The sequence below is a fragment of the Streptomyces sp. NPDC041205 genome (assembly GCF_055591765.1).
The window spans coordinates 121,140-135,105 of record NZ_JBVIZH010000004.1 but is presented as its reverse complement, the minus strand read 5'-3'; the positions used below and the strand labels follow the sequence as shown (position 1 = coordinate 135,105).

The 13,966-nt window shown below is 73.4% G+C and carries 15 protein-coding genes; 10 read left to right on the top strand and 5 right to left on the bottom strand.

The window, feature by feature from the left end; all coding sequences use genetic code 11:
- Positions 1–50: 50 nt before the first annotated feature.
- Positions 51–839 (bottom strand): SDR family oxidoreductase, encoded by a 789-nt coding sequence (locus ACZ6BG_RS20475; protein ID WP_469003301.1) that lies wholly within the window; start codon positions 837–839, stop codon positions 51–53.
- Between the two features lie 374 nt (positions 840–1,213).
- On the opposite strand from ACZ6BG_RS20475, the gene ACZ6BG_RS20470 reads away from it, so the two are divergent.
- Positions 1,214–2,149, top strand: a complete 936-nt coding sequence (locus ACZ6BG_RS20470; RefSeq protein WP_469003299.1) for a helix-turn-helix transcriptional regulator — start codon at positions 1,214–1,216, stop codon at positions 2,147–2,149.
- Here the strand turns inward: ACZ6BG_RS20470 and ACZ6BG_RS20465 are convergent.
- Both ACZ6BG_RS20465 and ACZ6BG_RS20460 read right to left on the bottom strand, forming a co-directional pair.
- Positions 2,047–3,456, bottom strand: a complete 1,410-nt coding sequence (locus ACZ6BG_RS20465) for a M20/M25/M40 family metallo-hydrolase (RefSeq protein WP_469003296.1) — start codon at positions 3,454–3,456, stop codon at positions 2,047–2,049. The genes ACZ6BG_RS20470 and ACZ6BG_RS20465 overlap by 103 nt on opposite strands.
- Positions 3,457–3,838: 382 nt before the next feature.
- Positions 3,839–4,696, bottom strand: a complete 858-nt coding sequence (locus ACZ6BG_RS20460) for a LysR substrate-binding domain-containing protein (RefSeq protein WP_469003294.1) — start codon at positions 4,694–4,696, stop codon at positions 3,839–3,841.
- A 58-nt stretch (positions 4,697–4,754) separates the two neighbouring features.
- Here ACZ6BG_RS20460 and ACZ6BG_RS20455 point away from each other — a divergent pair, with 58 nt between their 5' ends.
- Complete coding sequence (locus ACZ6BG_RS20455; protein ID WP_469003291.1) at positions 4,755–5,141, top strand: DUF5997 family protein; 387 nt, start codon at positions 4,755–4,757, stop codon at positions 5,139–5,141.
- A gap of 92 nt (positions 5,142–5,233) precedes the next feature.
- Here ACZ6BG_RS20455 and ACZ6BG_RS20450 read toward each other — a convergent pair whose 3' ends face one another.
- Positions 5,234–5,605, bottom strand: coding sequence for an STAS domain-containing protein (locus ACZ6BG_RS20450; protein WP_469003289.1), 372 nt, complete (start codon positions 5,603–5,605; stop codon positions 5,234–5,236).
- 820 nt (positions 5,606–6,425) lie between these two features.
- Here ACZ6BG_RS20450 and ACZ6BG_RS20445 point away from each other — a divergent pair.
- Together ACZ6BG_RS20445 and ACZ6BG_RS20440 are read left to right on the top strand one after the other, a co-directional pair.
- Positions 6,426–7,034 carry a TetR/AcrR family transcriptional regulator gene (locus ACZ6BG_RS20445; RefSeq protein ID WP_469003287.1) on the top strand — a complete coding sequence of 203 codons (609 nt, stop codon included), beginning with the start codon at positions 6,426–6,428 and terminating at the stop codon, positions 7,032–7,034.
- A 176-nt stretch (positions 7,035–7,210) separates the two neighbouring features.
- Positions 7,211–7,744 (top strand): DUF4188 domain-containing protein, encoded by a 534-nt coding sequence (locus ACZ6BG_RS20440; RefSeq protein WP_469003285.1) that lies wholly within the window; start codon positions 7,211–7,213, stop codon positions 7,742–7,744.
- A 58-nt stretch (positions 7,745–7,802) separates the two neighbouring features.
- Here ACZ6BG_RS20440 and ACZ6BG_RS20435 read toward each other — a convergent pair whose 3' ends face one another.
- Positions 7,803–8,225, bottom strand: coding sequence for a secondary thiamine-phosphate synthase enzyme YjbQ (locus tag ACZ6BG_RS20435; RefSeq protein WP_469003283.1), 423 nt, complete (start codon positions 8,223–8,225; stop codon positions 7,803–7,805).
- A gap of 132 nt (positions 8,226–8,357) precedes the next feature.
- Here ACZ6BG_RS20435 and ACZ6BG_RS20430 point away from each other — a divergent pair, with 132 nt between their 5' ends.
- The 6 genes from ACZ6BG_RS20430 (at position 8,358) to ACZ6BG_RS20405 (ending at position 13,810) form a co-directional block, all read left to right on the top strand.
- The gene (locus tag ACZ6BG_RS20430; protein WP_380832513.1) at positions 8,358–8,441 is read left to right on the top strand and encodes a putative leader peptide; all 84 of its coding nucleotides are present in this window, start codon (positions 8,358–8,360) and stop codon (positions 8,439–8,441) included.
- 182 nt (positions 8,442–8,623) lie between these two features.
- Entirely contained in the window at positions 8,624–9,526 is a 903-nt protein-coding gene (locus ACZ6BG_RS20425) for an ABC transporter permease (protein ID WP_469003281.1), read from the top strand.
- The gene (locus ACZ6BG_RS20420; RefSeq protein ID WP_469003279.1) at positions 9,499–10,284 is read left to right on the top strand and encodes an ABC transporter ATP-binding protein; all 786 of its coding nucleotides are present in this window, start codon (positions 9,499–9,501) and stop codon (positions 10,282–10,284) included. Before ACZ6BG_RS20425 ends, ACZ6BG_RS20420 begins: the two co-directional genes overlap by 28 nt.
- Before the next feature lie 90 nt (positions 10,285–10,374).
- Complete coding sequence (locus tag ACZ6BG_RS20415) at positions 10,375–11,448, top strand: ABC transporter substrate-binding protein (RefSeq protein ID WP_469003278.1); 1,074 nt, start codon at positions 10,375–10,377, stop codon at positions 11,446–11,448.
- 2 nt (positions 11,449–11,450) lie between these two features.
- On the top strand, positions 11,451–12,659 hold the full coding sequence (locus tag ACZ6BG_RS20410; RefSeq protein ID WP_469003275.1) for an LLM class flavin-dependent oxidoreductase: 1,209 nt from the start codon (positions 11,451–11,453) through the stop codon (positions 12,657–12,659).
- Positions 12,660–12,712: 53 nt separating this feature from the next.
- A complete protein-coding gene (locus tag ACZ6BG_RS20405) occupies positions 12,713–13,810 on the top strand; it encodes an FAD-dependent oxidoreductase (protein ID WP_469003272.1) in 1,098 nt (365 codons plus the stop codon).
- Positions 13,811–13,966: the final 156 nt, after the last annotated feature.

Below are 13,966 nucleotides of genomic sequence, written 5' to 3'. Positions count from 1 at the left end.
TCGAGCCGGCGGGCGCGCACGAGGCACTGTTCCCGACCCCCGTGCGGCGCCTAGACCTCGCGGGTGGGGAGCACGGAGAGGTGCGGCAGGTTCACATGACGGGGGCGGCCGACGGCGAAGGCGATGAGTTCGGCGACGTCGGTTCCGGAGGGGATGCCCTCGATGGACCCGACGGCCTCCTGGACGGCGGCGCTGATCGCGGGGTCGTCGATGTGGTCGCGCAGTTCGGTGTCGACGGTGCCGGGTTCGATGTTCGTGACGCGTACGTCGGCGGGGTTCAGGCGGGCGCGCAGATTGCGGGAGAGGTGGCTGAACGCGGCCTTGGTGGCGGCGTATCCGGCGAAGCCGGGCAGGACGCTCTGGGCGGCGGCGGATGAGATGTTGACGAGGTCCGCGTGGCCCCGTTCGGCGGCGGCCGCGAGCAGGTCGGGGACGAACGCCTCGACGACGGCGAAGGCCCCGGTGACGTTCACGTCGATCATGCGCTGCCAGTTCCCCGCGGCCCCGTCGAGCTGGTCGGGCAGGGCGAGCCCCGCGTTGTTGACGAGGAGGTCGACGCGGCCGAGCCGGTCGCGGACGTCGACGGCGGCCGCCGCCAGGGACGCGGGGTCGGTCACATCCGTCGGGAGGGCGAGCGCGCTGCCGCCCGCCTCCTCGATCCGTGCCACGTGCGCGGCGAGCCGCTCGCCGCGCCGCGCGAGCAGGGCGACCCGCGCGCCCTGGGCGGCGAGCTCCCGCGCGGTGGCCTCGCCGATGCCACTGGAGGCACCGGTCACGACGGCCAGGCGGCCGGTGAGGGGGCGGGCGAGGGACGTCGCCTGAGCGGTGGTGAGGGTCACGGTGGTCTCCCGGAGGTACGGGGGCGGGGCGCGCCGGTGCGGATACGCGCACGGGGCGTCGAGCCGTGTCGGGGCGGGGCACGGGTGTGCCGGGCCGGTGCGGGACCGCGTCGCCGCGGTGGCCCTGGTGGCCGCGTTGTGCGGCCAGGAACGACTCTGCGGGAGATCCACGCGTCTGCCCAGGGCCCCGCTCGACCCTGGGTCCGGCAGAACCACCCTCGCGTCGGCGGCACCAGCGGGACCGGCCCGGCGGAACCAGCCCTGGCCCGGCAGAACCACATCGGCCGGTCCGCCTCGTCGCTCCGGGCGGCACCACCTCGGCCGGGCAACCCCCTGGCTCCGGACCGAACCACCTCGTGCCGGACAATCACCCCATGGACTTCCGCACCGAACTCACCGCCTTCCTCCGCTCCCGCCGTGCCCGGCTGCGGCCGGAGGACGCCGGGGCGCGGCCGTTCGGCGGGCGGCGGCGCGTGCCGGGCCTGCGCCGCGAGGAACTGGCGGAGCTTGCCGGGGTCAGCGTCGACTACTACGTACGACTGGAACAGGGCAGGACCCACAACGTCTCCGACACCGTCCTGGACGCCGTCGCCCGGGCCCTGCGGCTCGACGGCGCCGAGCGCGCGCACCTGGGCCACCTCACCCGCGCCCTGCGCCACCCCGCCTCCACACCGCCCGCGCCGCAGCCGGTCAGGGTGGGCGTCAAGGTGCTGCTCGGTGCCCTTGAGGGCGTGCCCGCGTACGTCGTCGGGCGCCGCCTGGACATCCTCGACTCCAACGGCCCGGCCCGCGCGCTGTTCACCGACTTCGACGCGCTGCCCACCGAGCGGCGCAACGTGGCGTGGCTGCACTTCCTCGACGCGGGCGTGCGGGGCCTCTACCCGGACGCGGAGGCGTGGCAGGAGACCGCCCGCGACACCGTCGCCGCGCTGCGCATGGACCTGGGCCGCCACCCGTGCGACGACCGCCTTTGCGACCTGCTCGGCGAACTCTCCGTGCGCAGCGACGAGTTCAGCGCGCTGTGGGCCGAGCAGCTGGTGCGCGAGCACTCGCACGGCGTGGAGCGGCTGCGCCACCCGGTGGCCGGTGAGCTGACCCTGCGCCGCGAGACGCTGCGCCTGCCCGACGCGCCCGACCAGGCCCTGGTCACGTACGCGGCCGACGAGGGCACGCCGTCCCGCGCGGCGCTCGCCACGCTCTCCGCGGCTCAGCGCTGCGGCGAGGGGAACGCGACGGGGCTGCGCAGACCGGAACGGCTGACCGCGCGCACGCCGAAGAAGACGTTGTCCTTGGACAGGTCGACGGTGTGACGGGTGGCGTCACCGACGTCGATCACATGGGTCCACTCGGACGCGGTGGTCTCGCGCCAGACGACCTCGTACCCCGCGAGGTCCGGCTCCGGGCCCCGCGCCCACACGAGTTCGGTGGCGTTGGTGAGCGCGGCGGTGAGGATCTTCGCGCCGCGCGGGGTGCCGGGGGCCTGGGCGAGGCTCCACAGGGCGGCGGCGTTCACGCGGGCCACGCGCGCGACGTACGGGAAGTCGCAGAACTCCGGCAGGTCCCCGTACTGCTTGCCGTTCTCCACGCGGACGTCCTGGTGCTGGTGGGCGTAGTCCTCGGCGGGCTCGGTGAACCGGGCCGCCGGGTAGGCACGTTCGAGGAAGGGGATGTGGTCGCCGCCGCGCAGGTAGCGGTCGCGGCGGTGGACGACGCGGACCTTCATGCCGGTCGCGTCGTTGTCGGCGACGTCCCGTACGAAGCGGGCGAGCTGGCGCGACGGTGAGTCGTTCTCGCCGCCCACCGAGCGCCGCACGGCGGCCTCGTCGGGGGTCTCGGACGAGGGCACGCCCTCCGCGAAGAGGCGGATCGTGCGCGGGTCGCGGGTGCCGTCGTCGGCGGTGGGGCTGCCCACGATGTCGTTGGTGAACATCCCCTGGACGTCGGCCTTCTGGAGCTTGTACTGCTCCGCCATGTGCGCCGCGCCGAACAGGCCCTGCTCCTCACCGGCTACGGCCGCGAACACGACGGTCGCGCCGAGTCGTCGGCGCGCCATGACCCGCGCCAGCTCCATGACGACGGCGACCCCGGAGGCGTCGTCGTCGGCGCCGGGCGCGTCGCTGGTGAAGTCCATGACGTCGCTCGCCCGCGAGTCGTAGTGCCCCGACACGACGTACAGCCGGTCCGGGGACGCCGAACCGCGCAGCGTGGCCACGACGTTGGTGATCCGCGTCGGCGCCGGGATGCGGGGGCCCGGCTCCTGGACGTACGACTGGAGCTCCACGCGCATCCGCCCGCCCGCCGTGCCCGCGTGGCGCCGCATCTCGGCGAGGATCCAGTCCCGTGCCGCGCCGATGCCGCGCCGGGGGTCGTCCTGCGCGGAGAGCGTGTGCCGGGTGCCGAACGCGGCGAGCCGCCGCACGGTCGCCTCGATGCGCCGGTGGTCGATCTCCCGCAGGAGCGCCCGCAGTTCACGCGACGGCTCCTGCGCGGTACGGCTCCGCCCGGCACCGTCGCGCGCCGCCGCGGCGCCCGTCTGAAGGCCGAAAGATCCGGCCGTGGTGGCGGCCGCGGCCACCGCGAGAACACTGCGCCGGGACGCACCCGTCTGCTCCGCCATGCGGCCATAGTCATGGACACCACAAAGCGCCGCAAGGGGGCGTGGGGGTGGGTGGGGCGGCCCGGGACGGCTGTGGGGAGTACGGCGGCGCGGGACGGCTTCACGGGCGCCCGGGGCCGGAGGACCGCGGCGGCGTCGCGGCGACGGGACGGCACGACTCGGGCGCCGCGAGTACGGCGGCGTCGGGTGGCCCTGTATCGGACCGCCACGGGCAGCGCCGGCACGGCGGGACGGCACGACACCGGCGGTGCTGGGACGGCCACCGTGCCGCGGGTACGGCGGCACGGTACGGCTGCGCGAGTGGCCCCGGGCCGGACGACTACGGCGGCGCCGACGCGTCGGGACGCGACGACTGCCGCGCCGCGGGTGCGGGGCGGGGCCCCTACGAGCGGCGGCGGGGCTTCCCCCGCTTCGCGCTCTGGGAGCCGCCGGTGCCGCGCCGCGGGTTCTTGCCCGCGGTGGCCTTGCCCCCGGTGGGCTTGCCCGCCGACGCCTTGCGAGCCGCGCCCTTGCCCGACGCCGACGTACCGGACCCCTGCTTGCCCCCGGCCTTGCCGGTCCCCGTCCCGCCCCTGCGGCGAGCGCCGTCCTTCTCCGTGCTCTGGGCCTTCGCCTGCGCGGCCGGGGCGCGGCGGCCGCGGGTGCTGTTGACGGTCCGGCCGCGGATGATGCCGATGAACTCCTCCACCAGGTCGCTGGTGGCGTCCTCCGGCCACGCGAGCACGACGCCGGACTGGGGCGCGTCGGTGACCGGCCGGTAGGTGAGGTCCTTGCGGTGGTGCAGGCGGGCGAGCGACTGCGGTACGACGAGCACGCCGATGCCCGCGGCCACCAGTTCGATCGCGTCGGCCGTGGTGGCGGGCCGCTCCAGCGCGGGGCGGCCGGGCAGGCTCTCCCAGTCGAGCGTGTCGTCCTCGGGGTGCAGCACGATCTCGTCGGCCAGATCCTCGGCGTTCACCTCGTCGGCGGCCGTCACCACGTGGTCCTTGGGGACGACGACCACGGTCGTCTCCGTGTAGAGGGGGATGGCGCTGAGGAGGGTCCGGTCGACCGGCAGCCGCACCAGGCCGGCGTCGGCGGCGCCGTCCCGCAGCGTCGCGTCCGCGTCGGCGGGCGCCACCGATACGAGGGTCAAGGGGACGTCGGGCAGCCGCTCGTTCCAGACACGCACCCACTTTGTGGGTGTCACCCCCGGGACATAGGCGAGCCGGAACGAAGGGGTTACTTCCGAGCCTGTCACCCCGCCAGGCTACCCGGCGTGGTCAGAGGTCGCTCAGGCGCTCGATACCCTGGTGACCATGACGTCGCACCAGACCACCCAGACGATGAAGCCCGCGACCGCGGCGAAGAAGCTGGGTGTGTACCTCGAGGCCACCCCCGCCGAGTTCCAGGAGGGCGTGATCTCGCGGGCCGAGCTCAACGCGCTGCAGGCCGATCCGCCCCAGTGGCTGCAGGACCTGCGCCGCACCGGCCCGCACCCGCGCCCGGTGGTCGCGGCGAAGCTCGGCGTCTCCATCTCGGGCCTCGCCCGCGGCGGCGTCACCGAGGCGCTCACCACGGAGCAGATCGACGCCCTGAAGACGGAGAACCCGGAGTGGCTGCGCCGGGAGCGCGCCACGCAGGCCGACGTCCGCAAGGAAGCGGCGCGCCTGAAGGAGAAGCAGCGCGAGAGTGGTGAGGACTGAGCGACAGGCTCAGCCGAGGGCCGGGCGGGCAGTCGGGGCCGGGCCGGGGGCATGAGGAGTCAGGAGCCGGGCCACGGAAACCGGGCCCGGCGTCACACCGGTGAACCCTCCGCGCCCGCGGTGAGCGCACTCTCCAGATCCGCGGTGATCTCGAACGTGTCCGCCAATCCGGCCAGCCGAAGGATCTTGCGGAAGAACGCGTTGTCGACAACGAGGGCCACCCCCGCCTGACGCTGCTGTGCCCCGTCCCGAGCGCGGCACAGCAGCGTCAGCCCCCCGCAGTCGAGGAACGACACCGCCCGCAGGTCAAGGACGAGGTCACGGTGACTCTCCCGTGCCAGTCGCGTGAGCGGGGCGGCGAGAACCTCGTCCGCGAGGATGTCCAGCTCGCCCCAGAACGCGACGACCAGCCGCTCTTGCCGCACCTCGGCGCGGAGGCCGAACTCGGCGTGGTCCTCGAGCATCGTTCCCCCTCATGGCACCGTGAGTGCGCGGCTCCGGGGTGAGTCTGCGCGATCCACCGGCGGGGTCTGAGCGATGAGCCGTCGCCACCGGGGGCAGGGGTGGCACGTTCTTGCCCTTGGCATACCCGACGGGCGAAGAATAATGCAACTGCCCTGCATTAAACAAGAGTTGGCTGATTCCCGCTGACACACGCCGGAGCCCGCGCCGCGCGCCGGGAGCAAGGCCACGACAGTGCCGAGGCCAGTCGCGCTCGCCCCGGCCGAGCATCATGGCCAGGCATTTCGCACCGGCCCACAGCGCGCGTGACCAGGATGAACACCCAGATCCTGCCGCCGTCCTCCAGCACCCGGGCACAGCCCGAACCCTGTCCGCCGCCGTGGAGCAGCACATCGACGGTGCCCTGGGCGACCAGATCGCGGTGCCACGAGAGCCCCACCAGCATCAGGAGCACCTGCACGACGGTGAATGCGGCCGCGTGCCGCCCGAGTCCCCGAAGAAGCCGCCCCCGGGCCCTTGGGGGCTCCTCCTTCGCGGGCGCACTCTTCACGGCGGCGCCCTCCTCGGCACACTTCTCCCCGGCGGAGTCCTTCGCGAGAGAGCTCTTCGGCGCCGATGCGGGCTCGGGGTCGCGCTCGGGGTCGGTTTCCGGTTCGGGCGGCGGCGGGGGTACGTCGGCGACGCCCGTGCCCCGCCCGTGCGCTCGCCCGACGCCTCCGCGATGACGGCCTGCCGGATGGGGACGACCGCGGCCCCGGCGAGCCCGCCCGGACGCCACGGGCGACCCCCGCCCCGCCTGCGCCCTGTGGTAGCACTGCTGCCATGAAGGACAAGTCCGCCGTACGCACCGGCTACCACCACGGCTCCCTGCCCGCGGCGCTCACCGCGGCGGCGCTCGAACTCCTCGACGAGCAGGGCCTTGAGAAGGTGACGGTGCGCGAGGTGGCACGGCGCGCCGGGGTGTCGCCGGGTGCGCCGTTCCGGCACTTCGCGGACCGGCAGGCGCTTTTGACGGCGGTCGCGGACCTGATCCTGGCGGACCTGGAGCGGTGGCAGCGCGACCAGGTGGCCGCCGCCGACGCCCCGGCGACGCGCGCGATCGGTCTGGGTTTCGTGCGCTACGCGATTCGTCATCCGCACCGGTTCGAGCTGGTCAAGTCCAGCGTGTTCCGCCCCGGGCAGCCCGCGGGCCTGCAGGCCCGAGTCTCCGGCATCGAGCGGGCCTTCACCGACCTCATCGTCGCCGACCAGGAGTCCGGCACGTTGCGCCCGGGCGACCCCACCCTGGTGGCGCTGGCAGGGCAGGCCCTGGTCTACGGCCTCTCCCAGATGATCGTCGACGGCTTCCTGCCGGAGGCCGAGGCGGAGCACGTGGCCGAGCAGGTCCTCGACCTCTTCGGCATCGGCGTCGCCAACATCCCGGCGACCTGACCCAACTCCCTTTCCCGCAGGGCCTCTTACCCCTTGACCGACATCGCACCCCTTGATGTAATCACCGCTCACGCCCTATGTAAGCGGTGCTCACGCAGCGCGTCTCCCTGATCCGCACAGCCAGTCCTCGCCCCGCGACCCGCACAGCCAGCCCTCACCCCGCCCCTGGAGGCCGCATGTCCGCCAAGACAGCCACCGGTTACACCACCGCGGCCGCCGAGGGCGACACGGTGGTCCTGCTGATCGGCATGCGCGTCAACCACTTCTGGGCGGTGCACCAGTGGGTACCGGTCTTCTACGCGATGCTGCGCATGCTGCGCGAACTCGCCGCCGATCCGGACCGCGGGCTGCTCGGCCGCGTCCTGCTGACCGCGTCCCCGCGCACGTACTACGTGGTGCAGTACTGGGAGTCCAAGGAGAAGCTGTACGCGTACGCCGCCGCGCCCGACGCGTTCCACCACAAGGTCTGGGGCATCGCCAACCGCAAACAGCGCGCGGGCAGGCTGCGCGGGCACGTCGGCCTGTGGCACGAGACGTACATCGCCCCCGAGGGCTCGTACGAGTCCATCTACTTCGACATGCCGCCCTTCGGCCTCGCGGCGGCCACCGGGAGCCTGCCCGTGGAGAGCCGGGGACGGCGGGCGGCGCAGCGGTTCGCACACCGGGCGGAGGACGGGGCGGAGAGCGGGAGCGCCACCGCGAAGCGCTGAGGCAGCGGCTGACGCAAGGGCGCAGCCACCCCACAGACTCAGGGAGGCCTCGGGCGGGTCAGCCCAGGAAGCTCAGCCGCACCTGACGGTTCGGGTTGTCCTTGTTCGTGTCGACCAGGCACACCGACTGCCACGTCCCGAGCTCCAGGGCTCCACCGATCACGGGCAGCGTCGCGTGCGGGGCGACCAGGGCGGGCAGGACGTGGTCGCGGCCGTGGCCGGGGCTGCCGTGGCGGTGCTGCCAGCGGTCGTCGGCCGGGAGGAGCGTGTGCAGCGCGGCGATGAGGTCGGCGTCGCTGCCCGCGCCGGTCTCCAGGACCGCGACACCGGCCGTGGCGTGCGGAACGAACACATTGAGCAGGCCGTCACGGCCGCGGGCCGCCTCGCTCAGGAAGCTCTCGCACTGGTGGGTGAGGTCGACGACCGTCTCCGCCGAACCGGTCGCGACGTTCAGGATGCGGGTGGTGAAGGCATCGGGCATGCCTCCCATCCTCCCCCAGTCCGGCTCTCCGGCGAGTCGGCACACCGGGCGTCCTTCCAGTCCGTGATACGTGGCGTCCATTTTGCGAGACATCGTTGACCGTCAGCGGAGCGGATCGCTACGTTCTGCCGCATGTTGCGTTCAGCTCTGCTCACTTCGCGCGGTCACATCGACCTGCTGCGAGTGGCTTCCGCCGCGTGTCGTCGCGGCCACTGACGCCCTCCCTTCTCCGCTCTCCGGCTTCCCCGCCGCTCTCTCCGCGGTCCTGCCCGGCCCCAGCCGCCCCCTTTGAGCCCGCCCGGCCCTGAGGGACGCTTCCCTGCGGCCGTACGAGCCCGCTCCTCCTCCCCGCGCCGGAGTCCTCCCCCGCGCCGAACTCCCCCTTGCCCTGGAGCGCCATGAGCATCAGTCATGCCCCGCCCTCATCCGTCCCGGCACCCGACATTTCAGGAAAACCCGAGAAAGGGCCGGTCGAGGCCGAGCCCGCGGCGGCTCCGCCCGATCTCGTCGCGCTCGCCCCCTCCTCCACCCGCCGCGCCCGCGTCCCCCGCTGGCTCCGCCGCACCACCGGACCCGCACTGCTGCTCGCCCTATGGCAAGTCCTCAGCGCCACAGGAGTGTTGAGCAGTGACGTGCTCGCCTCCCCCGAGACCATCGCCCGGGTCGCCGGGGACCTGATCGAGGACGGCTCGCTGACCTCCGCCATGAGCGTGTCGCTCCAGCGCGTCGCGGTCGGGCTGCTCCTCGGCACCCTCGTGGGCACCGGCCTCGCGCTCGTCTCCGGCCTCTTCCGCATCGGCGAGGACCTGGTCGACGCCAGCGTGCAGATGCTGCGGACCGTGCCGTTCGTCGGGCTCATCCCGCTGTTCATCATCTGGTTCGGCATCGGCGAGGCGCCCAAGATCGCCATCATCACGCTCGGCGTCTCGTTTCCGCTGTACCTCAACGTGTACGCCGGAATCCGCGGCGTCGACTCCCAACTGATCGAGGCCGGTGAGTCGTTGGGCCTTTCACGGTGGGGGCTCGTACGGCATGTGATCCTCCCCGGCGCCCTGCCCGGCGCCATGACGGGCCTGCGTTACTCCCTCGGCATCGCCTGGCTCGCCCTCGTCTTCGCCGAACAGATCAACGCCGACTCCGGCATCGGCTTCCTGATGGTCCAGGCGCGGGACTTCCTGCGGACCGACGTGATCGTCGTCTGCCTGATCGTGTACGCCTTCCTCGGCCTGCTCGCCGACTTCGTGGTCCGCACTCTCGAAAGGCTCCTGCTGCAATGGCGACCGACGTTCACCGGCCGGTGACCGGCCCCTCCCGCCGATCCGACGCCACCGTCGTCCGCGTGGACGGCCTCACCCGCGCCTTCGACGGGCGCGCCGTCATCGACCGGCTCCATCTCGACGTCCGGGCAGGGGAGTTCGTGGCCCTGCTCGGGCGCAGCGGCTGCGGCAAGTCCACTCTCCTGCGGATCCTCGCGGGCCTCGACCGTGACATCGAGGGCACCGCGCTCGTGCCGCGCCGCAAGGCCGTCGCGTTCCAGGCGCCGCGCCTCATGCCCTGGAAGCGGGTGTGGCGCAACGTCCTCCTCGGCCTTCCCGGCAAGCCCGAACGGGCCGCGGCAGAGCGGGCGTTGGAGGAGGTGGGGCTCAGCCACCGGTCGCACGCCTGGCCCAAGACACTGTCCGGCGGCGAGGCCCAGCGCGCCTCGCTGGCCCGCGCGCTGGTGCGCGAACCGGATCTGCTGCTCCTCGACGAGCCGTTCGGCGCACTCGACGCGCTGACCCGGGTCAAGGCGCAGCGACTGGTCGACGAGTTGTGGCAGCGCCGCGGCTGTGCCGTCCTGCTCGTCACGCACGACGTGGAGGAGGCGGTGCTGCTCGCCGACCGGGTCCTGATCATGGACGAGGGCGTCATCGCGCACGAGCAGCGGATCGATCTGCCGCGCCCGCGCGACATCGCCGATCCCCGCTTCGCCGCCTTGCGCACCGGGCTCCTGGAACGCCTCGGCGTCGAGGCCCCGAGCACCGCCACCACCCCGACCGCCGCCGCGGCCACCTCCTAGCCGCCTCCTCCCCGACCGCCCCCTCGACCACCTCCGCCGCCGCGTCATCCCCGTCCCCTCCCAGCGACCTCGCAGAACGGACCCCCGCCCATGCCACGCCCACCGCACTCCCCGCACGCACGCCGACTCCGACGTCTCGCCCCACTCCTGCTCCTCCCCCTGGCCCTGACGCTCAGCGCCTGCGCCGGCGCCTCCTCCGCCAACACCTCCAGCGGGGGCCTCGGCGGCGGCGGCACCGACGGCAAGGGGTCGCTCACCCTCAACGTCGGTGACCAGAAGGGTGGTTCGGAGGCCGTGCTGCGCGCCGCCGGGGAGCTCGACGACCTCCCGTACAAGATCAAGTGGTCGACGTTCACGTCCGGTCCGCCGCTGCTGGAGGCCGTGAACGCCAAGGCCGTCGACGTCGGCGCGGTCGGCAACACGCCGCCGGTGTTCGCCGCGGGTGCGGGCTCGAAGGTCTCCGTGATCGCGGCGACGCACGGCACCGCGCACGGCGAGGTGATCGCCGTGCCGCAGGGCTCCGAGCTGCGCGACACCGCGGACCTGAAGGGCAAGTCCGTTGCCGTGGCGCAGGGTTCGTCCGCGCACTACCAACTCCTCGCCTCGCTCAAGAAGGCGGGGCTCACGCTCAAGGACGTCGACGTCAAGTATCTGCAGCCCGCCGACGCGCTCGCGGCGTTCAGCGGCGGCAAGGTGGACGCCTGGGCGGTGTGGGACCCGTACACCTCGCAGGTGCTGCGGGGCGGCAAGGCCCGGGTGCTCACCGACGGCGAGGGTGTCGTCAACGGGCTCGGCTTCCAGGTGGCCGCGCCCGGCGCGCTGAAGGACAAGAAGAAGTCCGCGGCCATCGCCGACTATCTGAAGCGGCTGCGCAAGGCCCAGGACTGGGTCTTCAAGCACCCCGAGGCGTGGGCGAAGGTGTGGGCCAAGGACACCGGGCTGCCGTACGAGGTGGCGCTCGATGCCGTCAAACGCACCAACGGCACCCGCGTGTTCGTCGCCGTCGACCAGAACGCCATCGACTCCGAGCAGGAGATCGTCGACGCCTTCGCCGAACTCAAGCTCATCCCGCGCCGGGTCGACTTCGGCGACTTCACGGACACCCGGTTCAACGGCACGCTGCCGCCCTCCACCACCGCGCCCCGTACGTACAAGGAGTCCTGAGCATGACCGTGCACCTCCACTGGTTCCTGCCGACCGGCGGCGACGGCCGCACCCTCGTCGACCGGCACGCCTACACCGACGGCGGCATCACCCGCTCCCGCGTCACCCCGGTCTCCGGCGTGCGCGCCCCCGACATCGAGTACCTGGCCCAGATCGCCAAGGCCGCCGAACAGCTGGGCTTCGAGGCCGTGCTCACGCCGACCGGCACCTGGTGCGAGGACGCCTGGCTCACCACCGTGGCGCTCGCCCAGCACACCGAACGCCTGAAGTTCCTGGTGGCGTTCCGGCCCGGGGTGATCTCGCCGGTCCTCGCGGCGCAGATGGCGGCGACGTACCAGCGCATCACCCGCGGCAGACTGCTCCTGAACGTCGTGACGGGCGGCGACTCCACCGAACAGCGGCGCTTCGGCGACCACTTGGACCACGACCGCCGCTACGCCCGCACCGACGAGTTCCTCTCGGTGGTGCGTGGCGTGTGGAGCGGCCGTCCCTACGACTTCGAGGGCGAGCACTACCACGTCGAGGGCGGTCTCACCGCGCTGCCGCCGGACCCGCTGCCGGAGATCTTCTTCGGCGGTTCGTCGGCCGCTGCGGGCCCCGTCGCCGCCCGGCACAGCGATGTGTACCTCACCTGGGGCGAGCCGCCCGAGCAGGTGAAGCGGAAGATCGACTGGATCCGGGGGCTCGCCGAGGCCGAGGGGCGCACCGTGCGCTTCGGGATCCGGCTGCACACCATCTCCCGCGACTCCTCCGCGGAGGCCTGGGCCACCGCGGCGCGGCTGCTCGACGACCTCGACCCGGACACCGTCGCCGCCGCCCAGGAGGCGCTCGGCCGCAGCGAGTCGGTGGGCCAGCAGCGGATGCTCGCGCTGCACGGCGGCTCCCGCGACGACCTGGAGATCTCGCCCAACCTGTGGGCGGGCGTCGGCCTGGTGCGCGGCGGCGCGGGCACCGCGCTCGTGGGCAGCCACGCCGAGGTGGCCGACCGGATCGAGGAGTACCACGCGCTCGGCATCGAGCACTTCGTGCTCTCCGGCTATCCGCACCTGGAGGAGGCGTACTGGTTCGGCGAGGGCGTGCTCCCCGACCTCGCCGCACGCGGTCTGCTCCCCCGCATCCCGGCCTCGCCCCTGACCGGCGTCCCGGCGGCGAACGGGCGGCCCGCGTCCGCTCCGGGCGGGGCGCCGCTGCTGGTGGCCGGGGGGCCCTGAGCACGCCCGCGGGCCCGGGGAAGATCTCGGCTCCTGCCGTAGTTAGTAGAAGCGTGAACGACATCGGGGTACGAGACGCGGGCGTCACCGACGTGGACGTTGTGGTGATCGGCGCAGGTCAGGCGGGTCTGTCCAGCGCCTATCACCTGCGGCGCAGGGGGTTCGAGCCGGAGCGGGACTTCGTCGTCCTCGACCACGCGCCCCGGCCGGGCGGCGCGTGGCAGTTCCGGTGGCCGTCACTGACGTACGGAAAGGTGCACGGCATGCACGCGCTGCCGGGCATGGAGCTGACGGGCGCGGACCCCGAGCGGCCCTCCTCGGAGGTGATCGGGGAGTACTTCGACCGCTACGAGCAGCGGTTCGACCTGCGCGTACGCCGTCCCGTCGACGTCCACCGCGTCAGCGAGGGCGCCGACGGGCGGCTGCTCGTCGAGACCTCGGCGGGCGTCTGGTCGACCCGGGCGCTGATCAACGCGACGGGCACCTGGGACCGGCCCTTCTGGCCGCGCTATCCGGGGCAGGACACCTTCCGGGGCCGGCAGCTGCACACCGCGATCTACCCGGGCCCGGAGGCCTTCCGCGGCCAGCGGGTGATCGTCGTGGGTGGCGGCGCGTCCGGCACCCAGCACCTGATGGAGATCGCGCCGTACGCGGCCGAGACCTGGTGGGTGACGCGGCGCCCGCCCGTCTTCGCCGAGGGGCCCTTCGACGAGGAGCGGGGCCGGGCCGCCGTCGCGATGGTCGAGGAGCGGGTGCGGCAGGGCCTGCCGCCGCTGAGCGTGGTGTCGGTCACCGGGCTCCCCGTCAACGACGCGGTGCGCAAGGCACGCGAGGACGGCGTCCTGGACCGCCTCCCGATGTTCGACCGGATCACCCCGACCGGCGTGGCGTGGGACGACGGACGGCACGTCGAGGCGGACGTCATCCTCTGGGCGACCGGCTTCCGCGCGGCGATCGAGCATCTGGCGCCGCTGCGGCTGCGCGAGCCGGGCGGCGGGATCCGCATGGACGGCACGCGCGCGGCGGCCGACCCGCGCGTGCACCTGGTCGGGTACGGGCCTTCGGCCAGCACCATCGGCGCCAACCGGGCGGGGCGGGCGGCGGTGCGGGAGATCGTGCGGTTGCTGGAGGGGGAACCTGCCGTCGTGTGACGTACTGCCGGGCGGGCGGGGCTCTCCGTCTGGCCGACCGGCCATCGGGCGACTCGATGGTGCCGTCCGCGAGGCCCTCTCATGCTCCGGCGAGGTGACGCGTGATGCGCCGTCAGGCGCTCTTGTGCCCCGCCGACTTGCCGCATGACGCACTGC

Bases quoted from the DNA above. Each gene is read 5' to 3' on its own strand.
- ACZ6BG_RS20470 (WP_469003299.1), top strand. From the start codon at position 1,214: ATGGACTTCCGCACCGAACTCACCGCCTTCCTCCGCTCCCGCCGTGCC.
- ACZ6BG_RS20465 (WP_469003296.1), bottom strand. From the start codon at position 3,456: ATGGCGGAGCAGACGGGTGCGTCCCGGCGCAGTGTTCTCGCGGTGGCC.
- ACZ6BG_RS20455 (WP_469003291.1), top strand. From the start codon at position 4,755: ATGACGTCGCACCAGACCACCCAGACGATGAAGCCCGCGACCGCGGCG.
- ACZ6BG_RS20450 (WP_469003289.1), bottom strand. From the start codon at position 5,605: ATGCTCGAGGACCACGCCGAGTTCGGCCTCCGCGCCGAGGTGCGGCAA.
- ACZ6BG_RS20445 (WP_469003287.1), top strand. From the start codon at position 6,426: ATGAAGGACAAGTCCGCCGTACGCACCGGCTACCACCACGGCTCCCTG.
- ACZ6BG_RS20440 (WP_469003285.1), top strand. From the start codon at position 7,211: ATGTCCGCCAAGACAGCCACCGGTTACACCACCGCGGCCGCCGAGGGC.
- ACZ6BG_RS20435 (WP_469003283.1), bottom strand. From the start codon at position 8,225: ATGCCCGATGCCTTCACCACCCGCATCCTGAACGTCGCGACCGGTTCG.
- ACZ6BG_RS20430 (WP_380832513.1), top strand. From the start codon at position 8,358: ATGTTGCGTTCAGCTCTGCTCACTTCGCGCGGTCACATCGACCTGCTG.
- ACZ6BG_RS20425 (WP_469003281.1), top strand. From the start codon at position 8,624: ATGAGCATCAGTCATGCCCCGCCCTCATCCGTCCCGGCACCCGACATT.
- ACZ6BG_RS20420 (WP_469003279.1), top strand. From the start codon at position 9,499: ATGGCGACCGACGTTCACCGGCCGGTGACCGGCCCCTCCCGCCGATCC.
- ACZ6BG_RS20415 (WP_469003278.1), top strand. From the start codon at position 10,375: ATGCCACGCCCACCGCACTCCCCGCACGCACGCCGACTCCGACGTCTC.
- ACZ6BG_RS20410 (WP_469003275.1), top strand. From the start codon at position 11,451: ATGACCGTGCACCTCCACTGGTTCCTGCCGACCGGCGGCGACGGCCGC.